The sequence below is a fragment of the Xanthomonas nasturtii genome (assembly GCF_023337365.3).
GTDB classification, from domain to species: Bacteria; Pseudomonadota; Gammaproteobacteria; order Xanthomonadales; family Xanthomonadaceae; genus Xanthomonas; species Xanthomonas nasturtii.
Genome location: NZ_CP142084.2, coordinates 4,173,067 through 4,199,353 on the forward strand (window position 1 = coordinate 4,173,067; position 26,287 = coordinate 4,199,353).

The 26,287-nt window shown below is 62.3% G+C and carries 21 protein-coding genes and 5 pseudogenes; 13 read left to right on the forward strand and 13 right to left on the reverse strand.

Features of this window, described 5'->3' with window-relative positions; genetic code table 11:
- Positions 1-375 precede the first annotated feature (375 nt).
- Positions 376-1,467 carry a DUF1615 domain-containing protein gene (locus M3O59_RS18245; protein ID WP_116906673.1) on the forward strand — a complete coding sequence of 364 codons (1,092 nt, stop codon included), beginning with the start codon at positions 376-378 and terminating at the stop codon, positions 1,465-1,467.
- Positions 1,468-1,660: 193 nt separating this feature from the next.
- Entirely contained in the window at positions 1,661-3,985 is a 2,325-nt protein-coding gene (locus tag M3O59_RS18250) for a S9 family peptidase (protein WP_147308564.1), read from the forward strand.
- Between the two features lie 118 nt (positions 3,986-4,103).
- Here M3O59_RS18250 and M3O59_RS18255 read toward each other — a convergent pair whose 3' ends face one another.
- A complete protein-coding gene (locus M3O59_RS18255) occupies positions 4,104-6,050 on the reverse strand; it encodes a S9 family peptidase (RefSeq protein ID WP_116906672.1) in 1,947 nt (648 codons plus the stop codon).
- A gap of 212 nt (positions 6,051-6,262) precedes the next feature.
- Positions 6,263-6,598, reverse strand: a complete 336-nt coding sequence (locus tag M3O59_RS18260) for a DUF3817 domain-containing protein (RefSeq protein WP_064632425.1) — start codon at positions 6,596-6,598, stop codon at positions 6,263-6,265.
- Positions 6,599-6,807: 209 nt separating this feature from the next.
- Between M3O59_RS18260 and M3O59_RS18265 the strand changes: the two genes are divergently transcribed.
- The 4 genes and pseudogenes from M3O59_RS18265 to M3O59_RS18280 form a co-directional block, all read left to right on the forward strand.
- On the forward strand, positions 6,808-7,428 hold the full coding sequence (locus M3O59_RS18265; protein ID WP_116906670.1) for a YiiX/YebB-like N1pC/P60 family cysteine hydrolase: 621 nt from the start codon (positions 6,808-6,810) through the stop codon (positions 7,426-7,428).
- 111 nt (positions 7,429-7,539) lie between these two features.
- Positions 7,540-8,025, forward strand: a complete 486-nt coding sequence (locus M3O59_RS18270) for a MarR family winged helix-turn-helix transcriptional regulator (RefSeq protein WP_116906669.1) — start codon at positions 7,540-7,542, stop codon at positions 8,023-8,025.
- Between the two features lie 82 nt (positions 8,026-8,107).
- Positions 8,108-8,977 carry a CPBP family intramembrane glutamic endopeptidase gene (locus tag M3O59_RS18275; protein ID WP_249047132.1) on the forward strand — a complete coding sequence of 290 codons (870 nt, stop codon included), beginning with the start codon at positions 8,108-8,110 and terminating at the stop codon, positions 8,975-8,977.
- A gap of 295 nt (positions 8,978-9,272) precedes the next feature.
- Positions 9,273-9,389 (forward strand): annotated as a pseudogene (locus M3O59_RS18280) (DUF4126 domain-containing protein); the annotation flags it as partial.
- A gap of 47 nt (positions 9,390-9,436) precedes the next feature.
- On the opposite strand, the gene M3O59_RS18285 reads toward M3O59_RS18280, so the two are convergent.
- From M3O59_RS18285 to M3O59_RS18300, 4 genes and pseudogenes are all read right to left on the reverse strand, one after another.
- Positions 9,437-9,763 carry a hypothetical protein gene (locus tag M3O59_RS18285; protein ID WP_181920649.1) on the reverse strand — a complete coding sequence of 109 codons (327 nt, stop codon included), beginning with the start codon at positions 9,761-9,763 and terminating at the stop codon, positions 9,437-9,439.
- A gap of 212 nt (positions 9,764-9,975) precedes the next feature.
- Positions 9,976-10,701: a hypothetical protein gene (locus M3O59_RS18290; protein ID WP_181920648.1), complete on the reverse strand. Its 726-nt coding sequence runs from the start codon at positions 10,699-10,701 to the stop codon at positions 9,976-9,978.
- A gap of 116 nt (positions 10,702-10,817) precedes the next feature.
- Complete coding sequence (locus M3O59_RS18295) at positions 10,818-11,792, reverse strand: glutathione S-transferase family protein (protein ID WP_116906667.1); 975 nt, start codon at positions 11,790-11,792, stop codon at positions 10,818-10,820.
- A 163-nt stretch (positions 11,793-11,955) separates the two neighbouring features.
- A pseudogene (locus M3O59_RS18300) lies at positions 11,956-12,734 on the reverse strand (SPFH domain-containing protein).
- A gap of 360 nt (positions 12,735-13,094) precedes the next feature.
- Between M3O59_RS18300 and M3O59_RS18305 the strand changes: the two are divergent.
- On the forward strand, positions 13,095-14,681 hold the full coding sequence (locus M3O59_RS18305; RefSeq protein WP_116906666.1) for an SDR family NAD(P)-dependent oxidoreductase: 1,587 nt from the start codon (positions 13,095-13,097) through the stop codon (positions 14,679-14,681).
- A 48-nt stretch (positions 14,682-14,729) separates the two neighbouring features.
- Here M3O59_RS18305 and M3O59_RS18310 read toward each other — a convergent pair whose 3' ends face one another.
- From M3O59_RS18310 to M3O59_RS18320, 3 genes are all read right to left on the reverse strand, one after another.
- Positions 14,730-15,047, reverse strand: a complete 318-nt coding sequence (locus M3O59_RS18310) for a hypothetical protein (RefSeq protein ID WP_064634523.1) — start codon at positions 15,045-15,047, stop codon at positions 14,730-14,732.
- A gap of 217 nt (positions 15,048-15,264) precedes the next feature.
- Positions 15,265-15,603, reverse strand: a complete 339-nt coding sequence (locus M3O59_RS18315; protein ID WP_082925845.1) for a hypothetical protein — start codon at positions 15,601-15,603, stop codon at positions 15,265-15,267.
- 197 nt (positions 15,604-15,800) lie between these two features.
- Positions 15,801-16,736 carry an XVIPCD domain-containing protein gene (locus M3O59_RS18320; RefSeq protein ID WP_249050113.1) on the reverse strand — a complete coding sequence of 312 codons (936 nt, stop codon included), beginning with the start codon at positions 16,734-16,736 and terminating at the stop codon, positions 15,801-15,803.
- Between the two features lie 82 nt (positions 16,737-16,818).
- Between M3O59_RS18320 and M3O59_RS18325 the strand changes: the two genes are divergently transcribed.
- On the forward strand, positions 16,819-17,802 hold the full coding sequence (locus M3O59_RS18325) for an IS5 family transposase (RefSeq protein ID WP_330462235.1): 984 nt from the start codon (positions 16,819-16,821) through the stop codon (positions 17,800-17,802).
- A gap of 208 nt (positions 17,803-18,010) precedes the next feature.
- Here M3O59_RS18325 and M3O59_RS18330 read toward each other — a convergent pair whose 3' ends face one another.
- Both M3O59_RS18330 and M3O59_RS18335 read right to left on the reverse strand, forming a co-directional pair.
- Positions 18,011-18,418 (reverse strand): SymE family type I addiction module toxin, encoded by a 408-nt coding sequence (locus M3O59_RS18330; RefSeq protein ID WP_064634526.1) that lies wholly within the window; start codon positions 18,416-18,418, stop codon positions 18,011-18,013.
- On the reverse strand, positions 18,415-18,693 hold the full coding sequence (locus tag M3O59_RS18335; RefSeq protein ID WP_064634527.1) for an XAC0095 family protein: 279 nt from the start codon (positions 18,691-18,693) through the stop codon (positions 18,415-18,417). Before M3O59_RS18335 ends, M3O59_RS18330 begins: the two co-directional genes overlap by 4 nt.
- A 379-nt stretch (positions 18,694-19,072) precedes the next feature.
- On the opposite strand from M3O59_RS18335, the gene M3O59_RS18340 reads away from it, so the two are divergent.
- From M3O59_RS18340 to M3O59_RS18350, 3 genes are all read left to right on the forward strand, one after another.
- Positions 19,073-19,798: a hypothetical protein gene (locus M3O59_RS18340; RefSeq protein WP_181920687.1), complete on the forward strand. Its 726-nt coding sequence runs from the start codon at positions 19,073-19,075 to the stop codon at positions 19,796-19,798.
- A 128-nt stretch (positions 19,799-19,926) separates the two neighbouring features.
- Positions 19,927-20,349, forward strand: coding sequence for a hypothetical protein (locus M3O59_RS18345; protein WP_147308607.1), 423 nt, complete (start codon positions 19,927-19,929; stop codon positions 20,347-20,349).
- Between the two features lie 3 nt (positions 20,350-20,352).
- A complete protein-coding gene (locus M3O59_RS18350; RefSeq protein ID WP_309544552.1) occupies positions 20,353-22,830 on the forward strand; it encodes an XVIPCD domain-containing protein in 2,478 nt (825 codons plus the stop codon).
- Positions 22,831-23,153: 323 nt separating this feature from the next.
- Here the strand turns inward: M3O59_RS18350 and M3O59_RS18355 are convergent.
- A pseudogene (locus M3O59_RS18355) lies at positions 23,154-24,116 on the reverse strand (IS1595 family transposase).
- 324 nt (positions 24,117-24,440) lie between these two features.
- Here M3O59_RS18355 and M3O59_RS18360 point away from each other — a divergent pair.
- Both M3O59_RS18360 and M3O59_RS18365 read left to right on the forward strand, forming a co-directional pair.
- Positions 24,441-25,451, forward strand: a complete 1,011-nt coding sequence (locus M3O59_RS18360; RefSeq protein ID WP_082925906.1) for an IS630 family transposase — start codon at positions 24,441-24,443, stop codon at positions 25,449-25,451.
- A pseudogene (locus M3O59_RS18365) lies at positions 25,452-25,970 on the forward strand (IS5 family transposase); the annotation flags it as partial. It abuts the gene before it with no gap.
- A gap of 138 nt (positions 25,971-26,108) precedes the next feature.
- Here the strand turns inward: M3O59_RS18365 and M3O59_RS18370 are convergent.
- Positions 26,109-26,285: pseudogene (locus M3O59_RS18370) on the reverse strand (IS5/IS1182 family transposase); the annotation flags it as partial.
- Positions 26,286-26,287: the final 2 nt, after the last annotated feature.

Here is a 26,287-nt window from a genome sequence, read left to right on the forward strand (position 1 = left end):
GCCAAATGGCCGTGATCCGGATGTCATGCAACTGCAATGATGACCGGCAGGCACGACGGGGCACGTGATCGACGCGCAAGGAGTCGAGCTCGTTATCGGCCAGGGTGGTCCAGTCTTGAATCGGGATGACGCCATGCGCCGCTGCCGATGCCAGGGGCCTGCATTGGCGCAGACCTGCCGCGGACGTTGTATGTGGCACGGGGTCACCAACTGCCGCGAACATGTTGCCGGGGCGCCGAGGGGCGCTCGCTGCACGAGTCAGCAGTCGTTTTCGCGCGGACAGTTGCAGCCTTCGACTCAAGATGAAAGCCCCCACAGGCGCGCCACGTAAACTGCCGCACGGCAGCTGCCGCCCCTCGATCTTCCGGAGACGCCGTGACCTTGCCCCTTCCCCGTCTGCTCACACTGCTGACCATCGCCTTGCTGTCGGCATGCGCCACCCAGGCCCCGCGTGCGCCGCAACGCACGCCGGATGCGGTGAAGGCCGATATCGCACGGCGCCTGCCGGCGACATTGCCCGACCGCGCCGGCTGGGCCAGCGATGTGTACGTGGCGCTGTCATCGCAGGCGTTGGACACCAGCGCCGAGCACATCTGCGCGGTGCTGGCGGTGACCGAGCAGGAGTCGACCTACCAGGCCAACCCGGTGGTGCCCAACCTGGGCAAGATCGCGCGTGCGGAGATCGACCGCCGCGCGGGTGCGCACCACATCCCCGGTTTCATGGTCGATGCCGCCTTGCGCCTGGGCTCGCCGGATGGGCGCAGCTATGCCACGCGCATCGCTGCCGCGCGCACCGAGCAGGAACTGAGCCGCATCTTCGAAGACTTCACCGGCAGCGTACCGCTGGGCGCGCGCCTGTTCGACGGGCTCAACCCGGTGCACACCGCCGGGCCGATGCAGGTGAGCATCGCCTTTGCCGAACACCATGCGCAGCGCTATCCCTACCCACCCGGCGACTCGATCCGCCACGAGGTCTTCAGCCGCCGTGGCGGGCTGTGGTTCGGCACCCAGCATCTGCTTGGGTACCCGGTCACCTACGACGCGCTGTTGTACCGCTTCGCCGATTTCAACGCCGGGTGGTACGCCAGCCGCAATGCCGCCTTCCAGGCCGCGCTGAGCAAGGCCAGCGGTATCGCGCTGGCACTGGACGGCGACCTGCTCACACCCGGCGCCAGCCTGGACGCGCCCGGCAGCACCGAGCGCGCCGCGCGCAGCCTGGGCAGCCAACTGGCGATGAGCGACCGCCAGCTCCGGCGCGCACTGGAAGCCGGCAACGCGGCCGATTTCGCAGATACCGAGCTGTATCGCCAGGTGTTCGCACTGGCCGAGCGCAGCGCCGGCAAGCCGCTGCCGCGCGCCGTGCTGCCCGGCATCACCCTGGAAAGCCCAAAGATCACCCGCACGCTCACCACCGCCTGGTTTGCGCAGCGGGTGAACGAGCGCTGGAAGCGCTGCATGAGCAAGTAAGCGCGCGCGGGTGCGTCAGCTGCAGCACCTGCTCGGCGACTTCTGTGCGCCGATTGAATCCACTACGCAGGCGATGCCGCGTCGCTCGATGAGAAGCAAGACTTCCGGCAGAGGCACGCATGGCGGGCAGCGGGTAGCATCGTGCGGCCGCGCCGACCGCGTTGCGCGCTCCTTTCGTCCCGGAGACTCCTACATGCCCACCCCGTTGCCGCTGCGGCACCTGTTCGTCGCCATCGCGCTGGCCGCCCTGCCTGCACTTGCCAGCGCGCAGGCCCCTGCCGTCACCGAGGCTGACTACGCGCGCGCCGAGCGGCTGATCAGCTATGCCGCGCAGCCGCTGGTCGACCATGCCCTCACGCGCATCGATTGGCTGGATGCCACGCATGTGGTGTATGTCGATCACGACGCCAAGGGCAACCACCTGCTGCAGCTGGACACCGCCACCGGCAAGAGCGCGCCGCTGTTCAAACAGGCCACGCTGGTCGCTGCGCTCAACACGCTGCTGAAGACCGGCGACAAACCGCTCAAGGCCGACACCTTCGCACCGGTGGTCAAGCGCACCGCCGACGGTCGTTACCGCCTCAACGTCCGCGATACCGCCGTGGTCTGCGATGCGCGGGCGCGCTGCAGCAAGCTCTACGCGAAGGACACACCGGAACCGGGCGTGCTGTCGCCGGATAAACGCAGCGAAGCCTTCATCCGCGACTGGAACCTGTGGGTGCGCGATGTTGCCAGCGGCCAGGAAACCCAGCTCACCCGCGATGGCGTGGAAAACTTCGGTTACGCCACCGACAACGCCGGCTGGCAGCATAGCGATAACGCCATCGTGGCGTGGTCGCCGGATTCGCAAAAAATTGCCACGTTCCAGCAGGACCAACGCAAGACCGGCGACATGTATCTGGTCAGCACCAAGCTCGGGCATCCGGAACTGCAATCCTGGAAATACCCGCTGGCCGGCGACAAGGACGTGACCATGATCGAGCGCGTCATCATCGACGTGCCCACCCGCAGCGTGCTGCGCCTGAAGACACCGCCGGATCAACACCGCTCCACCCTATGCGACGACGTGAGTTGCTCGCCCGGCCTGTGGGACGACGTGAAGTGGGCACCGGATGGCAAGACGCTGGCGTTCGCCTCCACCTCGCGCTTCCACAAGCAGGTCTGGCTGCGCATCGCCGATGCCGCCACCGGTACGGTGCGCACCGCGTTCGACGAAACCGCCAAAACCTATTACGAGAGCGGCCAGGTCGCCGCCAACTGGGCGTATTTGCCGGCCAGCAACGAGGTGGTGTGGTTTTCCGAGCGCAGCGATTGGGGCCAGTTGTATCTCTACGATCTGGCCACCGGCAAACCCAAGCGCGCCATCACCAGCGGCGAAGGCAACGTCACCGAGGTGCTGCGCGTGGACCCGGTCAGCCGCACCGCGTGGTTCATGGCGGTCGGCCGCTCGGCGAGTGTAGACCCCTACTACCAGCAACTGTGGAAGGTGAGCCTGGACGGTGGCGCGCCGGTGCTGCTGACCCCGGAAGTAGCCGATCACAGCGTGAAGTTGTCGCCCGATGGCGCGCGCTTCGTCGACACCTATTCCACCTCGGTCACCCCGCCCGTCACGCTGCTGCGCGACGCCGGCGACGGCCGTACCGTCAGCACGATTGCCACCGCCGACATCACCCGTCTCAAGGCTGCAGGCTGGGTGCCGCCAGTGCCCATCACGGTGAAGGCGCGCGACGGCAAGACCACGCTGTACGGGCTGATGTTCAAGCCCAGCAACTTCGACCCTGCGCGCAAGTACCCGGTCATCGATTACGTCTATCCCGGCCCGCAGACCGGCTCGGTGCGCGGCCGCAGCTTCCTGGCCGGCCACGGCGACAATCAATCGCTGGCCGAACTCGGCTTCATCGTGGTCGCCATCGACGGCATGGGCACGCCTTGGCGCTCCAAGACCTTCCACGACACCTGGTACGCGAACATGGGCGACAACACCTTGCCCGACCAGGTCGCCGGCTTGAAGGAACTGGGCAAGCGTTACCCGTGGATCGATCTGGACCGCGTCGGCATCTGGGGCCATTCCGGCGGCGGCAACGCGTCCACCGCTGCGATGCTGCGCTACCCGGACGTCTTCAAGGTGGCCTGGTCGGAAAGCGGCAACCACGACAACCGCGGCTACGAAGATGATTGGGCCGAGAAATATCACGGCGAGCACATCGTCAACAAAGACGGCAGCTCCAACTACGACGACCAGGCCAATGCCAACCACGCCAGCAACCTCAAGGGCCGGTTGATGCTGGTGCACGGCACGCTGGACGACAACGTGCCGCCGTATCTCACCTTGCTGGTGGCCGATGCCTTGATCAAGGCCAACAAGAACTTCGACATGCTGATGCTGCCCAACGCCAAGCATGGCTACGGCGATCTCACGCCCTATGTCGCCCGCCGCCGTTGGGATTACTTCGTGCAGTACCTGCTTGGCGCAATACCGCCGGCGCAGTACCAGATGAAGCCGATGCCGAAGGACTGAGCGGCGAGCAGGCAGTGTGGTTGCCGGTGCAGCGCGTTGAGGCCGGCAAGCGGTTGGCCGTGCTTGGTGGCTCGGCCACACGTGTCATCCGGGCAAACCCGGATGACCTGCGTGGCACTCACTTCGCCGTGCTGCCACCCAGCTGCTTGCTCAAGAACGCCAGCAAGCGTGTGTAGTACTCGCGGCGGTGCGGCTCGGTGTAGAACCCGTGGCCCTCGTTGGGGAAGTACAGCGACTCCACCGGCACGCCGGCACCTTTGAGCGCACGCTCCATGCGTTTGGTGTGCTCGATCGGCGCGCGCTCGTCCTTGCCGCCGGCTGCAAGAAACACCGGCACCTTGATCTGGTTGGCCAGCGTCACCGGCGAGCGTGCCGCCAGTGTCTCGCGTGCGCCCAGCCAGTCGCCGGTCCAGTTCTTGGCCCAGCGGGCGTAACGCCCGTTATCGCGCGCCAGCATGTCCAGATCGTAGACGCCCACATACCCGGCCGCGCAGCGGTACAAGCCGGGTTCCTTGGCCACGCCCATCAATGCGGCATAGCCGCCGTAACTGGCGCCGTACAGACAGATACGCGCGGCATCGGCAACGCCCTGCGTGATCGCCCAGCGCGTAGCGTCGGTGAGATCGTCCTGCATGCGGCCACCCCATTCCTTGGCGCCGGCAACGGTGAAGGCGCGCCCGTAGTTGGCCGAGCCACGGTAATTGACGCGCAATACCGCATAGCCCGCCGCCGCCAGCAGTTGCGCGTCGTCATCGAATTCCCACTTGTCGAAGATGCCAAACGGGCCACCATGCGGCATCACGATCAGCGGCAGCGGCTTGCCTGCATCGGCATGCAGCGGGCGGGTGAGATAACCGTGTAGCTGCAGCCCATCGCGCGCCTTGAAACTGACCTGCGTGCTCGCCGGCACCGCATCGGGCGGAAACCACTCGCGCCGACTGAACACACGGTCGGCATGCTTGCTGACCGTATCGAACAGGTAGTAATCGCCGTTGTTGCGATCGCTCCACACATACACCAGCACCAGGCGACGGTCGCGCGTGGCCGAGGTGATGTACACCGCGTTGCCGTCGAAGGCCTTTTCCAGGCTGCGATACAGCTTGGCGGTCGGGGTCTGTTCGTCGAAAAAGCGGTTGCGTACGCGGTCGCTCATGTACGCCGCGCCAATCGGGGTGATGCCATCCAGATCGCGCAGGATGCGATCCGGGTCGACAGTGTCGTCGTGCAACAACGGCGTGGACTTGCCGGTGGCCGGGTCCCAGGCCGCCAGCACGTCGGTCCCGGTGTCCTGCTCTACCTGCAGGTAGGCCACGCTGCCATCGGCAGAAAAACCCAGCGGAAACTCGCGGTGCTTGCTGCTGCCCGCATCGTTGATCAGCCGCCAAGGCGCATCGTCGTTGTCGCGGTAATACAGCTTGCTCGTGTTGGTCACATCGGCCCCGCTGGCGAAGCGGATGCGCCCTTGCTGGTCGGTCACAAAATCCGCCCGTTGCACCGGCGCGGTGGCCACGGTACTGCGCCGCCCGGTCTGGATATCCAGCTTGTCGACCCGCACATTCGGGTCGCCGACAAACGGAATCGTCGACACCAGGATGTTGCGCGCATCGCCAGGCAAGGTATCCAGCATGTAGGTCCCCGGGTCCAGATCCATCTTCAGCTGCGCGCCGTTGATGTCGGGATTGGTGCCATACGGGCTTGCCAGCAACCGGCTGTTCTTGCCGTCCGCATCAATGGCATGCAGCTGGCCGATCGCCATCGGTTCGTCGCGCGAGCCCAGCCGTTGCGCCATCGACACCACCATGCGCTCGTCGCTGGCCCACCAGAAATCGTCCACCACGCTGTTGGCGCCACCGGTCACTTTTGCCGTGGCCACCTTGTCCTTCCGTCGCACGATGCCGAGCACGGTGCGATCTTCCATCGGCATGGTGAGCGCGAAATAATCGCCGGTCGGCGAAATCTTGATCCGCTCGATCTGGTCGCTCTTGAGATACGGGGTCAGCTCCAGCACCTCCTGCGCCTGGGCCGGCATCGCCGCCACTAACGCAAGCACACACCCCACACCCATCGTCCAATGCCGCATAGCGCCCACTCGATCTGTCCTTGAGGCCGCCATGGTGGCAAAGGTGCGTGCGTGCGTCCATTGCTTGTGCAAGCCTGTGCACAGGGATGCAGGCTGCAGGTGCGTCTACGACGTGCTGCCCCGGGGTAAGACCCGCACCTGCATGCGCGCCTGCGTCAGATGTAGCCCGCCTCCATGCGACTCATCGATGCAAGCGATCAGCGCGCGGCAGGTCGCCGCTGGCCCAGCAAGCCGATACGCCGGAACCACATCTCCAGCGGTACCGTGACCAACGGCGGCAACGCGGCCAGCAGACTCAGGGCCCAGGCCCACCACGGCCAGCGCAACCGCAACGCCGCGATCACGCTGACCGCGACATAGAACAGAAACGCCGCGCCATGCAGGCGCCCGAACAACCAGACCACCAACTCGGTGCTTTGCAGCCCGTACTTGAGCAACATGCCGAGCAACAACCCGGCCCAGGTCAGCCCCTCGAAAAATGCAGCCAACGCAAACAGCCGGCCAATCGGCGACAACGCAGAAGACGCACGCATGCAACACTCCAGACGGACAGGGATTGCCGCGACGCGATGGCGGCGGCGACGCCCGCTGGCCCACTGAGTTTACAGGTGGTGACCGCAGCGGGTGCCGGTGCACCGCTGCCGAGCGTCCAAGCCCACTCCTGCAGTGCGTCTGGCTGGAGCAACGCACCAGTTTCCCGTCCAGGCAATAATGCAGGTCTTGCTGCCCTCAGGCCCGCACCATGCGTCTCGCCCTGCTGCTCTCATTGCTGTTCGCCTTGCTGCCCGTCACGGCATCAGCCCTGCGCGTCGACGAGGGCGACCTGCTGTTCGTCACCGCCGCACGCAGCGGCCTCAGCGGTGCGATCGACGATGCAACCGCAAGACCGGGCGCGCCCAGCTTCGACCATGTGGCACTGCTCGCGCACGAAGGGACCACGCAGATTGTCCTGCACACCGACGAACAAGGCTCGCGCCAGCAGTCGCTGCGCACGTTCATCGACGAGGCGACCGCCAGGCATCGGCAGATCATTGTGTATCGCCTCGCGCCAGAGCATCGCCCTGCCATTGCAGACGCCGTCGCCCAGGCGCGTCGCATGCTCGGCAAACCCTACAACGACACCTATGTGCCGAACGAAGACAGCTATTACTGCTCGGACTTCATCGAGCGCGCGTTCCGGGCCCACCATGTGTTTGCCCTGCAGCCGATGAACTTCAAGAACCTGCAGACCGGCAGGATCTCGCCGTACTGGACCGATTTCTACCGCAGCCGCGGCATGCAGGTACCGCAGGACGTACCCGGCAGCAACCCGAACGATATGGCGCGCGCACCAGCGCTCACCGTGGTCGGGAAATTGAACTGAGATGCGCGATCAAGGCGTCGAGACGTCGCCGGTGAGCGGCGCGGCGCGCTACTCCCAGACGCCGGGCACACCCTGGCGCAAACAGCACGCATCTCAACCACGGTTCGTGTCATGCGCACGCCCTCACCCACTCTCGGCACACTGGTTCGGCATTTGATCGAGTTGCTGGACGGCGACCTGGAAGCGGTCTACGCAAACGCGGGCCTGGCCTGGCGGCCGCGCTATACGCCGGTGTTGCGTGTACTGATGCGGCTTGGCCCTGCTTCCATCAAAGTGCTGGCCCAGGAGATCGGCATTACGCACTCCGCTGCCAGCCAGACCGTGGCGCAGATGACCAAGCAGCGCCTGGTCGCGCTGAAGCCGGGTGCAGATGCACGCGAACGCATCGTGGTGCTCACCACCAGGACCCGGAAGATGATCCCTGCATTGCAGCGCCAGTGGGCAGCAACCAATGCCGCCGCCGCGCAGCTCGATGCGGAACTCTCCGTGCCTCTCAGCGCAGTGCTTGCCGAAGCCATCGCCGCCTTGAATCAACGCCCGTTCGCCCACCGCATCACCGCCGCTGCCACCGCAGCAGATAGCAGCTCGTCCCAGTAACCGCAGCACCCACAAGGAGTCGCATATGCACGCAATGACGCAATCCAGTGCACCGCTCGCGGCACCGCCATCACGGCGCAACATGCAACCGATCGAGCTTGGCGAGGACGGACTGTTGCGGCCAGGCAAGCTGCGCTGGCTGCGCGCCTGCGGCTGGGCGTTGCTGCTGTTTTTTCTGGTCGCCATTCCCACCGGCATGGTGACGCGCTTTCTGGGCGGCTTCTGGCCGAAAAGCAACGAGCCGGTGCAGTTTGCCGTCAGTTTCTTTGGCGCCTTGGTGGCGTTGGGTATCTATACGCTGGCAGTCCGTCTCGCCGAAAAACGCAGGCCACCGGAAATTGCACTGCGCCCCATGCTGCCGCAGCTATGCATCGGCCTGCTGACCGGCGCGGCGATGTTCGCCAGCGTCATGGGCATCATGGCGCTGTTCGGGTCGTACGACATCCAGGCACTTGGGCCGGCATCGGCATGGGCGCCGCTGCGCAAGGCAATGCAGGCCGGCATCGTGGAAGAGCTGATGATGCGCGCGGTGCTGCTGCGTCTGGTGTGGCGTGCATTCGGCCCATGGGCCGCATTTGCGGTGTCGTGTGCGGTGTTCGGTTTCACCCACCTGGGCAACCCGAATGCCACGGTCTTCGCCGCCATCTGCATCGCACTGGAAGCCGGCGTCATGCTCGGCGCGTTCTATGCACTGACAGGGCGCATCTGGGTCTCGATCGGTGCGCATATCGCCTGGAATTTCACGCAAGGCTATCTGTTCGGCGCCACCGTCTCGGGCATGGCGTTGGGTCCGGCCATTGCGCGCAGCACGCCCAATGCCACGGTGCCGGAATGGCTCACCGGCGGCGCGTTCGGCCCGGAAGCATCGCTGCCCGGCATGCTGGTCTGCCTTGCAGTGGGTGTGGCGGTTGTGTGGCTGGCCTGGCGTCGGGGCCAGTTCGCCAGGCAGTGATCCTGCGACGTCGCAGCGCAGGATGGTGATCGATGCGGTAGGGCAGCAGGCGCCTGCCGCAACGCCTACGCTGCAAACTCATTGCCCACCTGTAGCACGGTCGACGGCGCCGCCAGATGCTCCGGCGGCGCCGTCGTTCAAGGCAGGAAGCGACACCCGCACGCAACCGATGCGCGGCGTGCACAACGTCTTGCCAATGCCCACACATGCCACGCCCTAGTCTGCGCGCATCGAAAACACCGTGCCACGCGCAGTGCATTCCGCCTGCGATGGTCGAGCACATGCAGAGGTGCACATGGCTTTGATCCACTCCATCCTGATGGGCGCTGTTGCCGGTATGCGCTCGATGACACCGCTGGCCGCCGTCGCCAACGCTGCACGCACCGGCAAGTTGCCGGCCAACAACGGCGCACTGCAACTTGGGTGTAGTGCATAAAAAGGTGCCGCTGGGAAGACAGGTCACGGTCTCAACTGCGTCTGTGCGTCGGCCTTGCGGCAACATCTGCGCACCGGGCTCACGACAGAGAGATTGCCGCAACGATCAAGCCAGGTCCGGCCAGATGCCTCGGCAACCGCACTCCAGCCATGCGTCGCACTCCACATCCAGCCGCTGGGCGGCGCATCGCTGCCCTTTAGCCGGGCAAGGCAAGTGAGCGTTCGATCATCGTCGCTCCAACGCACGCTTGTCTGGCCCCGGCGCACGGGCAATCCGCTGAGCTGACGACGATCCACACTGATCTCAAACCATGGAGCAAACAACGGCCCCAGCGGATCATCCAGTGCCATCAGGTTCTCAGGAAGCGATGTCACCAACGTGAGCGCAGGCGCGCCAGCGGGTGCATCAGTTGGCTCCACGTCCCGCAAACTCAGCACATATCGGCGCGAGTCTGCGGAAGTGGGAGATCTGCAACCTCAACCATGGGCTCTGCGATCGAATGCGCAATCAAGTCGTCGATGTCGGCAACCAGCATGCGGTTGTTCTTCTCGACACGGCTCCCTCAGCCTTGCACCTGCGTCTGCGTGACGGCGTGGATGGCGACGAAGGTTTCCACCTTGTCGCAGCGATAAATGACGCGCGCATGCCGGTCGTAAATCAGCAGCCCCCACGTGCCGGTGGTTGGCATCGGCGAGACAAAGTAGCGGCCATCCGGTGAGTAGCCCATCGATGCGCCTGCGCCAAAGACCACGCTGCCGTCCGCAAACAGATAGTCGTATTGCAGCGGCGCACTGTTGCGCGGCTCATGGCACCCGACAACGCGTAAAGGCACCCCTTCGGGCGTCATGAGCGCCGTCTCCGTGCGCGCGCTACCAGTGGGTCGTTCAACGCCCTGGATACGCATGAGCGTCGGGCCCGCGTCATGACGCGGGACGTTCAAACCGGCGACCTTTTCCCAGCCTCGACCGGCAAGCAGCAGCGCGATAAACGACGCGCCACCGACCACGCTACCGGTGATCACGGTGCCTGTCCGCAACCCCAGCGCAACGCTGACACCGAAACACGTCCCCAGCCACCAGATCCACGTGGCATCCACCGCGCCACGCACTTTGTTCTCGCCCCACTCGGCAAGCATTGCCGCCGCCAGATACATCCAGACAAGCGCGAACGGCAGGAACAACGGAATGACAAATGGCACAACCAACCTGGCGAAATCAACCGCAAGCCGTATCAGCAGTCGAGCGAGTGACTGATCCGTTTCTGGTGTCGGCGGCATGGCGGGGGTCATTCAAGGATGCGGTTTGCCACTGTCACAGACAGGGCAAACAGCAGGGTCCACGCTGGCCGATAGCGGGCCCACAACGTGTTCCCGTCGGGGTCGCGCACGCAGGTCGACACTGTCGCTCAGCCACCACGCCCATGTGGCGCGTCCAGATCCAGCAGCGGCCCTATCGGCACGAGACCGGCCGGGTTGATGGTGCCGTGACTCTGGTAGTAGTGGCCCTTGATATGCTGGAAATTCACTGTCTCCGCAATGCCGGGCATCTGGTAGAGCTCGCGCAATAACCCCCATAGCTGCGGGTAATCGGCAATTCGCCGCAGATTGCACTTGAAGTGACCCACATAGACCGCATCGAACCGGATCAGCGTAGTAAACAGCCGCCAATCTGCTTCGGTGAGCGTGTGGCCGCAGAGATAGCGTTGCTTGCCCAGGCGCACCTCCAGCCAATCCAACGTCTCGAACAGCGGCACCACTGCCTCTTCGTACGCATCCTGCGTGGTGGCAAACCCGGCCTTATACACGCCGTTATTGACGGTGTCATAGATCCGCGCATTGAGCGCATCGATCTGCTCGCGCAACGTCGCCGGATAAAAATCGCCTTCGGCAGCACCAACATCGTCGAAGGCGCTATTGAACATGCGAATGATATCTGCCGATTCGTTGCTCACCACCGTCTTCCGTTCGCGGTCCCACAACACCGGCACGGTCACGCGCCCCGAATAGTGCGGGTCCGCCTTGAGATACGCCTCGTACAGATATTGTGCGTGATGCACCGTGTCGCTCACCACGCCCGGACCATCGGCGAAGGTCCAGCCGTTTTCGCCCATCAGCCAGTGCACGACCGACACGTCGATCATCGACTCCAGGCCTTTCAAGCGACGGAAGATCAACGCACGGTGCGCCCACGGGCAGGCAAGCGACACATACAGGTGGTAACGGCCCGCAGCGGCCTGAAAGCCACCCTCGCCGTGCGGCCCCGCACTGCCATCGCGCGTCACCCAGTTGCGAAACTGCGACTGCGAACGCTCGAAGCGCCCTTCGCTCTTGCAGGTGTCATACCAACTGTCTTGCCACTTGCCATCGACCAGCAGACCCATCCCGCTTTCTCCCGCTAAAAATCAAAGGCGACCGTAGCCCACAGATGTTACAGGCTGCGTGATCAGCGAGATGGCGCGTGCGCATGCGATACGCGATTGCAGCGGCAGATTGCACGCACACGCGGCACGCCGGTGCGGACCACGCAGCAGGCAAACCACGCGTCTATTTGGCGATTACCGGTGTGCCGGACGGCACCATGCAGCACGCCTGCGCCTTCTTGCAGGCCTCGGCGTTGAGCTCGGCAATCTGGCTGGCCAGATACTGCTCCGGCGTCAGCCCCATGCGGTTGCGGTACGCATTGTCGGCATCGGCCTTGGCCACCTGCTCCTGCTCGCGCTGCCGTTCTGCCGTGGTGGCCTCCACCAGCGTCTTGACGCGCTGTTGCTGCGCAGCCGTCAGGTTCATCTGCTGCAACACATCCGGGTTCGGGCGTGCACGCCCCAGGGTGATGTTCTGGATCTGAATCGGCAGGCCTTGCTGTTTGACCAGGGCACTGACGTTCTGGGTCACCGAGTCGTCGATCTTGCTGGCAGTGTCCGGGTCGCTCATCATCTTGGTCATGTCATTGCGCTTGACCTGGTCGCCCACGATGGACGCGTACTGGCTGGCCCCATTGTTCTTGAACCAACCCTGCCCGAACCCGGCGACAGCAGCGCCGGCGCAGTGATCCGGTATTGGATCTGGGTGGAGAAGTCCAACAGGATGTTGTCGCTGGAGGAAAAGTCGTCGAACGCCACCTGCACGGTTTGCGGCGTCACATCCACATACGTGGCCGAGGTGGTCACCCGGGTGTAAGTCCGGCCGGGGTCGCGCACATCGTCCAGGCGGATACCGCCCCTGCCGAAGAACATCGGCTTGTCCACCAACACGGCCTGCAGGCCCGGATGGGGCGACACAACGGTGCAGGCACACGGCAAGCCGGCCAGCCCGAAGGCCAGCATGGACGTCTTCATCGATGTCCCCTTGAATGCCCGGGCGCCAACCCGCTCCGGTGTGGCGGCAAATTACCCAAACATGCGGGAAATCGCATCCCAGCGCCTGGCCCGGCAACTTTCCCGGCAGCCAATGCCGCAGATGGGTCGCCCACATCGCTGACCGGCGGCGCGGCAGCCGCTTGGGCGCCCTCTCGGCTTCCATGTTGGCGCCGGCCACCCACAATCGGCGAAAATGTGCGCCTGCCGACTTCCCGGCCAGCGGTGATGCGCTGCGGCAGCCTGCCAGCCCGCTCAGCCGTCCCGCTTTCTCCCGCTGGATGCCGGCCACCGTTGCCTGCGCTGCCAGCCGCCCACTCCGGATCTGCCTTGAACACCAACGCCCCACCCTTGCCCACCGACGACCTACCCCTGACCGACCGCCTGCGCGCGGCGCTGGATCTGCTGGAGGCCATCGAAGCCGACCGCAGCGTGCTCGACACCTTGCCCGAGGCCGACCGCGTGCGCCTGCATCAGGTGGTCGCCAAGGTCTACCACCCCGAGCCCAAGGCGCGGCGGCAGCTGCTCAAGCAGCGCGAGCGCGAGCGCCACCAGGAAAAGGTACGCAAGGCCGAAGCGCTGCTGGAACAACGCGGCATCCGCGCACTGCGGCGCAAGCCGGTGTTCAGCACGCCGAATTTCTTCCCGCCGCATGCGGCCGGCTTGCACGATGCGCACAACGGCGAGAACGCAGCCGAAGTACCGGAGCAGCTGCATTCGCCGGAGCTGCGGCACTGCTATGTGTGCAAGCTGAAGTTCACCCAGCTGCATCACTTCTACGACCAGATGTGCCCGGCCTGCGCCGAGCTCAATTTCTTCAAGCGCACCGAAACCGCCGACCTGCGCGGACGCGTGGCGCTGCTCACCGGCGGGCGGGTGAAGATCGGCTATCAGGCCGGATTGAAGCTGCTGCGTGCCGGTGCGGAATTGATCGTCACCACGCGCTTCCCGCGCGATTCGGCCGCGCGTTATGCGCAAGAACCTGATTTTGCGCAGTGGGGCCACCGCCTGCAGGTCTTCGGCCTGGATCTGCGCCACACGCCCAGCGTGGAAGCCTTCTGCAGCCAGTTGCTGGCCACCCGCGAGCGGCTGGATTTCATCATCAACAACGCCTGCCAGACGGTGCGCCGCCCGCCGCAGTTCTACGCGCACATGATGGCGGGCGAGACCGCTGCGCTGCGCGACCTGCCGGAGACGGTACAAAAACTCGTCGGTCACTACGAAGGCCTGCGCACGCCAGAATTGCTACGCGAAGCATCGGCCACCGCGCTGCCGGCCGTGCATGGGCGCGGCCTCGATGATGCAGATGGCCTCACCCGCGCCGCCGAGCTGTCGCAGATCGCACTGCTGGACGACGAGCTGGTGGGCCAGGAACACCTGTTCCCGGAAGGCCGGCTGGACCAGGACCTGCAGCAGGTCGATCTGCGCGGGCGCAATTCCTGGCGCCTGCTGATGGCCGAAGTGCCGTCGGTGGAATTGCTGGAGACGCAGCTGGTCAATGCCATTGCGCCCTTCATCATCAACGCGCGGCTCAAGCCACTGATGCTGCGCACGCCCGAGCGCGACAAGCACATCGTCAACGTCTCGGCGATGGAGGGCCAGTTCTATCGCAACTTCAAGACCACCCGCCACCCGCATACCAACATGGCCAAGGCCGCGTTGAACATGATGACGCGCACCTCGGCGGCCGATTATCAGAACGACGGCATCCACATGAACAGCGTCGACACCGGCTGGGTCACCGACGAAGATCCGGCCGACATCGCCGCGCTCAAGGTCCAGCAGGAACGCTTTCACCCGCCGCTGGACATCGTCGACGGCGCCGCGCGCATCGTCGACCCGATCATCCACGGCTTCAACACCGGCGAGCACGTGTGGGGCCAGTTCCTGAAGGATTACGCGCCAACCGATTGGTGATGCTTCAGCTGTCTGCCGGGGCACCGCATCGCGATGCGATCGCGGTGCTCAGCGACGCGAAGACGGCGCATCCTTGTTCGCCTGCGCACGTGCAAGCACGTTGGCCGCCGCGATGACATCGTTGAGCTGCTGCCGAAACGCCTCGAGATCGTCGGCGGCAACAACGCCTTCGAAACTGCCGCGCTCGAAGACCGGCCTGGTTTCCATGAAGAAGCCATCGCGGCCCTGCACGACAAACTGAAAACACGCCTGCCAACGCGGATCGGGAGTGCCCGACAGCTCCACAACGACAGTGCTGCTCGCACGCCCCGTGCTGCCGCGCGCAACGCTGACGGCTCGCGCCGTGATCTGGCTACCACTATTCATGACCGCAATGATCGGAAATGGGGAGTCGAGGCGCCGTGAGCCAGAATTTGAGGTACCACCAAGCCGTGCGGTGCGCAGCCGAAGCGCTAACCACCTCACATGCTCATCACGCCATCAATCACCACCGCCACCGGACCGCCTAGCTATTGGACGCGCCAATACGCTTCCAGCTCAATCTCACACGTGGCACCTTCAGCCTGTTGATATCGACCATGCCTTAGCCTCCCTGCACGGCCTTTTGAAACTCGACAGGCCCCTGGTAACCCGGATATTTCTTCTTGATCAAGACGTGATCGGATGGCCTAACACAACTATCCTCCAGCGAGTTCGCCACATGTGCCTCATCCACGAAGAACTCATCGTAAGGCAGTGGCAGCACGGATGTTTCCCTGCCGCGGTCGAACTTCAGCAGCAGGCTGTCATCGCGCTCGAAACACAGCGTCTTCCAAGAGAAATCGGTCAACTTGCCGGCTTCAACCACAGCCGAGTCCTTGCCGGCCAGCAGCGTCACAACATGCTCTGAGAACTGTTCTTTTGAGATCGGCGGCTCGGTCATGGCGCATCCGGCAAATGTGGCAACGCACCCTGCGACCAATGCCGAAACGTGAGCACGGAAGATAGCGAATGGCATCAAGCGGGGTCTTTCCTTCGGTGAAGCGATGTTGTACCTGAGCGACCAGCCGGCACACCTCGTCCACTCCTACAGCGTGACTTCGACGGACTGTGTAATAGCCAAAAGAATTGCACCAGGCCTCACACCATCCGGTGCTGAGGTGTGATCGACTGCTCGCGCTGTTGCTCCTGTTGCTCCTGTTGCTGTGACTGCTGTTGGCGCTGCGTTTCACCCAAGGCCTGCAATTGCGCCAATGATTGCTCGACAGGCTGCGCGATCGCATCGTTCGTCTTCATGTGCGCCATCTTGTGTGCTGGGTCGCTCAGCGCACCTTCGATAACGAAGACATTCTCGCCCTGCTGCACGGACTTGGTCTTCTCGCTCAGCACAACGTGATCGATCCGCGACAGCCCGTGCTCCTTGGCCAGATGCGCGCTACTTGCTGCCAAGCGCGCACTGTTGGCGTCATAGTCGCGGCCGAGTCCTTGCTCGAGGCGACGCACAGCGTCTTCAGCTTGGCGATGAAGTGGGTCTTGTAGTGGCGACACAGCACCCTGCCTGGGCGGCACAGGCCGCTGGTCAGGAGGTGCTGGTTGGGCTGGTTGCTCGGTCCCGCGCAGTGGAGCAGCATGCGGGTCAACATGAAGCAACTTGCGCTGCTGACCATTCTCGTTAACTGTAAGGTCCGTGGTGCCATCACCATTTCGCGTACGAGCAAGATTTGCCCGTTCAACGCCACTCCAAGCACCGCCCAGAAATGCGTGACCTTGGCCTGTCTTGTCCCAGTTCACCAGATCATTGCCTGCAGCATAGAAGCCAGCACCATTGAAACGCGTGGAGTCCGCCCGGTCTGTTGAAGCGTTCTGATAGGTGCCGCCGCGGTCCAGAGCACCGACAAATTCCTCTGCGCGGTTGTAGTGCAAGAACAGGTTCTTCACCGTTGGATATTCATGCGCCAGGTTGGGAGCTGTGTGCGCCGCACCAAGTGTTGTTGGGTCCACCAACGGGTTGGCGACCACACTGGTCCAAGCCGATGCAAGCGGACTATCTCGATGCGCATTGCGCAATGAGTTCACAACGTCAGCGCCTTCTAAGGAAGCTCTGAACAAAGCAGCATGATCTGCGACAATCGATCAACGAACCGAGCGGACGATTTCGATGCAGCTGAGCTTCGGCGATGCGGAGTACAACGGCAAGCGCAAGCAGACGCGGCGCGAGGTATTTCTGGCCGAGATGGATCAGGTGGTGCCGTGGAAAAACCTGCTGGCGTTGATCGAGCCGCATTATCCAAAGTCGGGGCAGCCGGGGCGACAGCCGTATCGGCTGGAGACGATGCTGCGCATCCACTTTTTGCAGCAGTGGTACGCATTGAGCGATCCATCGGCGGAAGAAGCCCTGTACGACACGGTGTCGATGCGGCGTTTTGCAAAGATCGGCGGCCTGGATGAGGTGCCGGACGAGACGACGATACTCAACTTCCGCCACTTGCTGGAGCAACACGATGTGGCGCGCAAGCTGTTCAACCGGGTCAACGCGCACCTGTCGCGCAAGGGACAGAGCCTGCGCAGCGGGACGATCGTAGACGCCACGATCATTTCAGCGCCAAGTTCGACCAAGAACCAGGACGGCAAGCGTGATCCGCAGATGCACCAGACCAAGAAGGGCAATCAGTATTACTTCGGAATGAAAGCGCATATCGGCGTGGACGATGTGTCCGGGTTGGTGCACCACGTAGAATGCACGGCAGCCAACGTCGCCGATGTCACGCAGGCGCACAAGCTACTGCATGGCAAGGAAGACACGCTCAGCGGAGATGGCGGATATACCGGGCTGGAGAAGCGCGAGGAAATGGCGAGCAAGCGCACGTTGCGCTACCTGATCGCAGCCAAGCCCTCCAAGCTGAAGCAGATCAAGAACCAACGCGAATTGAAGCGGGCCAAGCGTTGGGAGCACACCAAGGCCAGCTTGCGCGCGAAGGTGGAACACCCGTTTCGGGTGATCAAACGCCAGTTCGGTGACGTCAAGGTGCGCTATCGCGGTTTGGCGAAGAACACCGCGCAGGTGCTGACGCTGTTTGCGCTGTCGAACCTGTGGCTGAAGCGAAAGCAGTTGATGCCTGTCGTGGGGACGGTGTGCCTGTAACCCGGGCAACATCCCGCAAACGCGGCGGAAACGGCAAAAAATCGAGGGTCTGAGTGCCATCAGAGTGGCTGATGCGGTTTAGATCATCCTCCGACGTCGTTGATCAGACCATCCCTAAGGCTTTGTCTCGCCCCATTTCGAGGTAGTCACCACGCCCGGTCACTCTTGGGTTCAAAGCGTCAATGGCAGCACTTACGTCGGGCAACATCTAGCACCGCGGCTTGGCCGGCGCCTCCACCGGCGGCAACACCTCCATCAGAAGTTGCCCTTCGCTGGCGGTGATGCGCAGCTTGGTGCCGATGGCAAAGCCCAGTTGTTCCAGCCATAGGCCGCTGAGGCGGACGTGGGGCACGTGCTGGTCGCCGCCGTGGTCGTGGGCGCCGGGGTAATGGGTGTAGCTGACGGTGCATTGGCGCGGGCGGCGGGCGCGGCGAGGTGCGTGCAGCGTGCCGGGGCCTTGCAGCAAGGCGTCCGGCTCGGGCGGTAGCATCGGTGGCAGCCTGGTGCGGTCGGGTTCCACAACGACCCACTGCACCCGTTTGGGAGGCGTGGGGCGCGCACGCGTGCGGGTGGACCGCGTGCTGGCAGATGCGTTGGGTGGGCGGCGGCGTGTCATGGCGCCTCCGGTTGGTGGCTGGGAGTGCTGGGTGCGGCGACGCACTGCTGCAATGCCACGTCGATGCGTGCAGAAAGGCTATGCAAGGCCTGCGACAACACACCGGGTTGGCTAAGCAATTGCTGCGCGGGATCGTCGCTGGCCTGCTCAATAGCCGCGCGTGCGGCCAGCCGGCGCAGCACCTCGCCCACGTCCCACAGCAGGCCGTGTGCGGAGGCTGGCAACAGATAACCCGGCGCCGGGGCCGGGGCCGGCGTGGATGGTGCGGTAGACATGGCAACGCCCTCCTGGAACAACCCAAGAACCGCCGCCAACGGCGACGGGATGTCGGGAGGTTCGAAACCGTACATAGTCGGCGGGCATATTCCCCTTGCGGGTGTTGTATTAGCCGCCCTCCCGACGCAGGCATCGCATCGGCTTGTACCTGCAGGATGCAGGCACAAAAAACCCACCGGTCTGACGGAGGTGGGTACCGCTATGTACGGAGTTTCGACGCTCCTTGGGCTTAGATTGCGAGTGCAAGGTGTGGCGTGTCAATAGCAACCGAGGAAGAGACTTGACGCGTTTGAGCAACGCGCTGGCGCGCCGTAGGCAGCTGAGGAATACTGACCATCACAGATGCATGTCGCACGCGCGATCCCCGAGGGAGGCTAGATGAGTTCAGTGGATGAAGCGGTAGCGAAACGCAGCGCCGACATCGATGGAGAGGCAGTCAGGCTCACAGACCCGAGCTTTCCCTCGCTCTCTGCGGCGATGGCTCACTACGCACAGCTGACCGAACAGAGCCGCGCCGGCACAGTCGAGCGCTGGAGCCTTGCGATTGGCCTGATCGGTGCGGGCGTCGGGATCTTGGCCGGTGCGTTGCTAGCTGGCAAAACTGGCGCTTACTTGGCCGTTATTGGCCTTGTCACTGAGTTGACAGGCTTTATTGTGTCGGCAGCTCTAACCGTCAAGCGCGAATGGCCTGGGTTCCGCCGCCCCTATGCGGATCACGCAGGCCTGATGGAGCGGGAGTTCCACCAATATCAATCGATCGTTGCATCGCTTCGCAGATTTCCGCTGGAACAACGACGTCGACGCGAGGCATTTATGCGTGACCGTCGCAGCAACATGCACGACCGCCTGGGACTGTTCACCGGTGGCATTGAGAAGCTGGGATTCATGCCTGTCCTGCTTGCCCTCTATCTGCAGCTGAAAGACTGGCGTTTAGGCGACTGGACGGTATTGAGCAAGATCACCCTAATCCAGGGCGTGCTGGCCTTAACGCTGCTGTTTGCCTTTGCGATGTCATCGCATCTCATTCGCCTACGTATACGCGTGCAGTCGTACGAGCAATTATTGGCTGAGGCGAACCGGCAAGATAGCGCTGCTAGCAAATGAGCTCCGGGCAAGCGCTAGTGACTCGCTTGTACTAAGCTAATGCCTAAAGAAGCCACGTCTGCACCGGATCATTGTCAGCTTATCGTTGGCACCGAAGTCCATCTTGAAATTTACTCTTAGGTATCAAAATGTCCAATAAAACATTTGACTGGATGCAGCTCACAAATGGGCGGGCCCGCTTCACAGGAAGCATCCGGGGCGCAGATGAGCTGGGGCATGAGACATTTTCAGTCGAAATTAACGGAAGCGAGTATTTCGGCGAGATAACACAGGACTTCCTTCCTGACAGAGAGAATTTTAATTTAGTCATCGATTCTTTCGGTTACGGAAACCAGCTGGAAGTCGGAATGCCGCTACCCTCATCTTCCACCGCAGCCTTTAGTTCGCAAGATCTTGAGCATGTAAAAGCATTGATCTTGGAGTTGATTAAGGCCGGATTGGATCTGGAAAGGCGGCCCATCGTCATTTCAGAAACGGAGCGGTCAAAGTTCATGGGCAACGTGTCTTTCCCAGAAAATTGGGCACTTTGTTCCAACAATAAGGTCCACTAAGCCATGGACTACTCATCCGAAATTGAAAGAATCAAGCAGTCCTCATCCCTGGATGAAATCTCGGAGTTAGCCCGCCGCTACTCAGCGAGTGCCCAAGAGGCAGGCGGAGTTCTCTACAGCCGCCCAATTGGCAGTGTGTCGTCTGAAACAGTTGCCTTAGAGGTAGCTCGCCAAAGCGGAGAACCTGTCATCAACGAAACGCCACGAGCGAAATTTTTATCCAACCAAGATGTCTCGTTGGAAATACAACACCGTGTTTCTTCCATATATGAATCGCAGGGGGTAGATAGGCAGACTTCGCTGCGCCTGGCAACTAATTTTCTGTACGGCGATCCGCTAGTTCCAGCTCAGGATCCTACATCGTTGTCAAAGTGCCTCTGGGGCGAAGCCTCAAACGAATTCGCAAGCTCGCTGCGTGGCGATATTAAAGTTGTGGCCTCTGCTGCGAACCTTGAACGGGTCTTCGGCCAAGTAGAAGTACCTGCGGTGCTGAATAACCCCAATGTTACCTCGCTGGGCGGACAGCCCATGCCAAAGCTTCAGGCGCTGTACGCACAAGGGGGTGCAGGAGCTGTACTGCCAGAGGTCCAGACGCAGTTTATCCAAGCGGCGCCCAAAGGAATCTTCATAAAACCCGAAAGCGTTGGGCAGAAAATTGAGAATGTCACGCTCTCGCGGGAATTCGCTGAAAGCTTGCAAGTCAAGGAGACCCATTTTCGGACCTCCGCAGAACTCAGTGCCTCCGGTATGGTTCGCGCACCGACCGGGCTGGATGCGCCAGCCGTAGGCATTGCGGAGACCGCGCTCAGCACAGAAGTGGCGGCATCGCGCAGACTCTCTCCCGGTACGGTCCGCGGGCTGGGCGTTGTGGGCGCAGCGGCGGCGGTGTACGACCTAGGCGGTACGGCAAGGAACACCGAGCGGCTGGACGCGCAGGGCAACAGCACTGCGGCCGATGCAGAGGTCACTCGCTACGCCACACGAAATTTGGGCACATTTGGCGGGGCCGTGCTTGGCAGTAGCGTAGGCGCAGCGCTCGGCGTGGAATCTGGCCCGGGCTTGCTAGTCACAGGTGCGGTTGGCGGCATCGTTGGCGCGGTGGGCGGCGACAAGCTGGCCGATGTGATCAATGATCATCGCATTTCCCACCAACAAGATGCGCAAGGCAATACGTGGCGCCTTGAGAACCACCAAGCCGGAGAACGGTGGGCGCGTGACGTCAGCACTGGTGAGGTCGATCCCGCTGCAGTCGCCTTCGGCGAAGCCGGTGTGCCGCTCTACAAGACGCGGACGGAAGTTGCCACGCCGGAAGTCGCGGACTTACTGACCTTCAAGGCATTCCGTACGTCTATCGAGCTGGCACTCGGCTCGCCACCGCAGAATAAAGATCCCTACACCCAACCCGCCAACGAGCACGACACGCGCAGCCTGCGCGAATCCCCGTGGGTGCACAACGCGAATACGCAGCAATGGACGCGCCAAGTAGCCGATGGCCTGATCGATCGCACGATGAGCACGCACACCGAAACGGCTAGCCCTCAGCGTGCATCGCAACTCGATGAAGCTTCGCAGCAAATCATCAAGCAGAACGCGATGCACACGCCAGCAGCAATGGCCGCGCACTACAAAGATACCTACGAGCATAATGGCTGGGAGCGTCACGCCTACATGCCCGCCGCAGTCCATGACGCACTGAAGCATCCTGGCCGGATCGTCGGCTCAGACGGCGACCTCTACGAACGTGGCAAAGATGGTCAATGGACCTATGACGGTATGCTCTGGGACAGCCAGGCCAAGGGAAATCTGAAGCAAGAGCTTGATGGAACCTACGCAGCCCAGACCCTAGGCACACAGCGTACGGCTGCACAGCCGGCGGCCCAGGCCGCTGCCGAACCGATCAAAACGCTAGAGACGGTCCATGTCACTGCCCCGCGGACGCAAAGCCACGACAACGCGGACACCTCTTCGAAGAAGACTCAGGAAGACACAGATGTACGCGGCCATAGCGCCCCCGCACGGCCTCAAGCCTCGGGCCCGCAAGATCCGGATCATCCCGATCACGCCATGTTGAAGCAGATCCGCGAAGGCGTCGCCAAGATCGATGAGAGCGTGGGCAAGCCGTATGACGAAATGAGCGAGCGCGTCAGCCGCTGCTTGCTGGCGGCATGCAAGGACAATCGCGAGCGCTATCCAGACGCCGGCAATACCTCGCTCGCCGCCAATGCAATGCAACGCGTCGATCATGTACTGATGGGCAAGAACGGAAATCTTGTTGCGATAGAGGGGCAGATCAATGATCCAACACACAAGCGCGCCGCGGTCTCCATCGACCAGGCAATCAATATGCCCTTGGAACAGTCGGACGCAAAGCTGCAGGCTGCCAACCAAGCCATTGCTCAGGAACAGACGCAGACACGACAACAGGAGTTGGTACGAAGTCAGCAGCAAGATGCACAGCATGCCCCGCGCATGAGTGTTTAGTCCCGCCATATCTCTACAACCTAGGGTCGCCCCATCCTCCTTCGAGCGTGTCGAGATAGCAGACGCGCCTTGCTTCGCAAACCTCATCATTAAGCATGAACATCAGAATAAAATTTTGGCTCATCCTTGGCGTGGGATCACTCGCGCTAGCAGCCTCGACTGTTTGTGCAGAAGGAAGCATGCACTCTGACTACAAGGAGAAGGATGTGCAGCCGGTCATAGTTGAAAGATTAGGATCCAACTCACTACAAATAACCTACCACATACCGGCAGAAAGCCTTTTTATTCTCCTGGCGTTAATTTTTCCTGATTAGCCCCATCCCTCAGCCATGGAAGTTGCTTGCCATGCGCAAAACGCGCTCTGGGCAAGGCATGCAGCGCATCAGCGCCGTCGCCAGTCGCGGCAGCATTTGCTCCAGATGAAACCTGCGGTTGAATCGATAGGCCGCTTCGGCCAGGTAGCGCCGCGCATACTTGGCTTGGCGCACCGCATGGTAGGTGCCGCTGATGGCACGTTTGACGTTGGCCAACACCACATTCAACCAACGCGCCCCCTGGACGTCGGTTGCGGCACGGCCACCGCCGGTGTCCAGGGTGGTGTGGGCATGCCCGGCCTCCTCCAGACGGCGGAAACACGCCAGCCCGTCGCTGTAGACCTCGCATTCCGGCTCCAGACGTCGTTCGATCCAGTCCTTCAGCGAGGCGTTGTCAAAGGCTTTCACCGGCTCGATCACCGCGAAGATAGGATGTTCGTGGTTGTGGTCCACTTGCACCGCGATCACGAACGGCTGTTTGTTCTCCGACCCTCGTCAGCGCTTGCCGCCGGTGCGTTCCCCACCCAGATACGCATCGTCGATTTGCACGAATCCGCTGAGTTTTCGCGGTTCTTCGCGCTCGACCATCGCCTGCATGATCTTGTGCTTCATGCGCCAGGCCGCCTTGTAGTTCACGCCAAGATGCCGCTTCAACTCCAGCGCTGCCACGTTGGTCTTGCTGGAGGTCAGCAGGTAGATCGCCTGCATCCACAAGCGCAAGGGCAGCTTGCTGGACTGGAACAGCGTGCCGGCACGCAGGGTTGTTTGATGCCGGCACGCCCGGCATTGGTAGTACACCAGCCCATCACGTCGAAAGCGCGAACGCGCGCGCCCCTCGCACTGCGGGCAGCAAAATCCGGTCGGCCAGCGCCACCGATACAACGCCTGGTAACACTTGGCTTCGGTTCCGTAGCCATCCACGAACTCGCTCATCGACAATCCAGGCTGAAACTGCACGATGTTGATACCCACGTCCCACCCCTGCTGTCTTCACGTGTGGTCATTGTCCAACTGACTTGTCGCAAATCCTGCAACCGCCGGCTGAGCGATGGGGCTAATCAGGAAAAGATTTAGCCCAGCCAATGCTTCCAGAGTTGCCCCTAGTCGCGTGCCAGTCATCTGAAACGATTGATACATCCGAAGCTGCGCTCACGATCTAGCAGTTGGACAGGATTCTGAAGGGAACGCAGCTCGCTAGTCCACTGAATCATTGAAATCGGATGCATGATCCCCAGGTAGTGTGTTATGCAAAGAACGAAGTTGACGATCCAACAGCGTGCTGAATTGGAGGCGGTGATGCGCAAGCGTCACGGCAACGCCGCTTTGGTGCGCCGCGCGCGGTGTGTTGTGCTTTGGAGCGATGGAGAACGTCGAGTCCACATACGCACTAAGCTTGCCTGCAACGACGCATTCGTCTCGAAGTGGACGGCGGCGTTTGAGGCGCAAGGACTGGCCGGGCTGGTGTCGGTGCATCCTGGGCGTGCGCCGAAGATACCGACGGCCAAGCTGGAAGCGCGTGTGCTCAACCGCACGCTCAAGCACAAGCCCAAGGACGGTTCGACGCACTGGAGCAGTCGCAAGCTGGCTGCCGAGCTGGGCAATGTGTCGTTCTCGGCCGTCCAGCGCATTTGGCGCAAACACGGCGTGCGTCCGCATCGGTTGGACACCCACATGGTCTCCAACGACCCGGAGTTTGAGACCAAGGCCGCAGACGTGATCGGCCTGTACCTGGACCCGCCTGCGCACGCGGTGGTCTTCTGCGTGGACGAAAAGACCGCGATCCAGGCGCTGGACCGCAAGGACCGGATGCTTGCATTGGCACCCGGACGCGCGCAAAGCCACGGATTCGAATACAAGCGTAATGGCACACTGAGCCTGTTCGCCGCGCTCAATACGGGCACTGGCGAAGTGCTGGGCAAAACGGCAGCTCGTCACACCAGCGAGCAGTTCGTGACCTTCCTCGAAGAGGTTGTCGCCAGTCAGTCCAACGGCCGGGACATCCATGTCATCTGCGATAACGTCAGCAGCCACAAGACGCCGCTCGTGCATGCGTTCCTGGCCGAGTACCCCCGCGTTCATATGCACTACACCCCCACCTACTCGTCATGGCTGAACCAGGTCGAGAACTGGTTCGCCCGCATCCAGCGTGATGTCATCACACGCGGGGTTTTCTCCTCAGTCAAAGACCTCGATAAGAAGCTCATGCGCTACATCCGCCAGTACAACAAAAACCCAAAACCGCTGAAATGGACCTTCGCTGATCCAACTCGACGCATCACATCCGATTCCTCGGATTCAGTGCACTAGGACGGCAAGCGCGACCCGCAGATGCACCAGACCAAGAAGGGCAATCAGTATTACTTCGGGATGAAAGCGCACATTGGGGTAGACGATGTGTCCGGCTTGGTGCACCACGTGGAATGCACGGCAGCCAACGTCGCCGATATCACGCAGGCGCACAAGCTGATGCATGTCAAGGAAGACACGCTCAGCGGGGATAGCGGTTACACGGGGCTGGACAAGCGCGCGGAGATGGCACGCAAGCGCAAGTTGCGCTACCTGATTGCAGCCAAGCCGTCCAAGCTCAAGCAGATCAAGAGTGCGCGCCAGTTGCAGTGGACCAAGCGCTGGGAGCACACCAAGGCCAGCCTGCGGGCGAAGGTGGAACATCCGTTTCGGGTGATCAAGCGCCAGTTTGGTTACGTCAAGGTGCGCTATCGCGGCCTGGCGAAGAATACCGCGCAGGTGCTGACGCTGTTTGCACTGTCGAACCTGTGGCTGAAGCAAAATCAGTTGATGCCTGTCGTGGGGACGGTGTGCCTGTAACCCGGACAACACCCCGCAAACGCGCCGGAAATGGCAAAAAATCAAGGGTCTGAGCGCCGTCAGCTTGGCTGATGCGGTTTAGATCATCCTCCGACGCCGTTGATCAGACCATCCCTAGTCGCCCCTGAAAAACCCCTCTCAAGCTCCAAATGCCATCGTTGCTGGCCACACGATGCTTGAGGATCTTGATGAGCGCGCCCGCATCGCCTGCAACCAGGCACGCAAAAGGGCGATCCAGCGCAGCAGCCAGCGCAGGTTGTAGCCGGCGGCGCAGCCGAGTACGTGCAGTGCATCGCCTTGGGCACCCTTTAGATAGT

Bases quoted from the DNA above. Each gene is read 5' to 3' on its own strand.
- M3O59_RS18250 (WP_147308564.1), top strand. From the start codon at position 1,661: ATGCCCACCCCGTTGCCGCTGCGGCACCTGTTCGTCGCCATCGCGCTG.
- M3O59_RS18325 (WP_330462235.1), top strand. From the start codon at position 16,819: ATGCAGCTGAGCTTCGGCGATGCGGAGTACAACGGCAAGCGCAAGCAG.
- M3O59_RS18350 (WP_309544552.1), top strand. From the start codon at position 20,353: ATGGACTACTCATCCGAAATTGAAAGAATCAAGCAGTCCTCATCCCTG.
- M3O59_RS18335 (WP_064634527.1), bottom strand. From the start codon at position 18,693: ATGTCTACCGCACCATCCACGCCGGCCCCGGCCCCGGCGCCGGGTTAT.
- M3O59_RS18315 (WP_082925845.1), bottom strand. From the start codon at position 15,603: ATGACCGAGCCGCCGATCTCAAAAGAACAGTTCTCAGAGCATGTTGTG.
- M3O59_RS18255 (WP_116906672.1), bottom strand. From the start codon at position 6,050: ATGGGTGTGGGGTGTGTGCTTGCGTTAGTGGCGGCGATGCCGGCCCAG.
- M3O59_RS18345 (WP_147308607.1), top strand. From the start codon at position 19,927: ATGTCCAATAAAACATTTGACTGGATGCAGCTCACAAATGGGCGGGCC.
- M3O59_RS18260 (WP_064632425.1), bottom strand. From the start codon at position 6,598: ATGCGTGCGTCTTCTGCGTTGTCGCCGATTGGCCGGCTGTTTGCGTTG.
- M3O59_RS18295 (WP_116906667.1), bottom strand. From the start codon at position 11,792: ATGGGTCTGCTGGTCGATGGCAAGTGGCAAGACAGTTGGTATGACACC.
- M3O59_RS18340 (WP_181920687.1), top strand. From the start codon at position 19,073: ATGAGTTCAGTGGATGAAGCGGTAGCGAAACGCAGCGCCGACATCGAT.
- M3O59_RS18275 (WP_249047132.1), top strand. From the start codon at position 8,108: ATGCAACCGATCGAGCTTGGCGAGGACGGACTGTTGCGGCCAGGCAAG.
- M3O59_RS18310 (WP_064634523.1), bottom strand. From the start codon at position 15,047: ATGAATAGTGGTAGCCAGATCACGGCGCGAGCCGTCAGCGTTGCGCGC.
- M3O59_RS18360 (WP_082925906.1), top strand. From the start codon at position 24,441: ATGCGCAAGCGTCACGGCAACGCCGCTTTGGTGCGCCGCGCGCGGTGT.
- M3O59_RS18290 (WP_181920648.1), bottom strand. From the start codon at position 10,701: ATGACCCCCGCCATGCCGCCGACACCAGAAACGGATCAGTCACTCGCT.
- M3O59_RS18330 (WP_064634526.1), bottom strand. From the start codon at position 18,418: ATGACACGCCGCCGCCCACCCAACGCATCTGCCAGCACGCGGTCCACC.
- M3O59_RS18265 (WP_116906670.1), top strand. From the start codon at position 6,808: ATGCGTCTCGCCCTGCTGCTCTCATTGCTGTTCGCCTTGCTGCCCGTC.
- M3O59_RS18285 (WP_181920649.1), bottom strand. From the start codon at position 9,763: ATGGCACTGGATGATCCGCTGGGGCCGTTGTTTGCTCCATGGTTTGAG.
- M3O59_RS18270 (WP_116906669.1), top strand. From the start codon at position 7,540: ATGCGCACGCCCTCACCCACTCTCGGCACACTGGTTCGGCATTTGATC.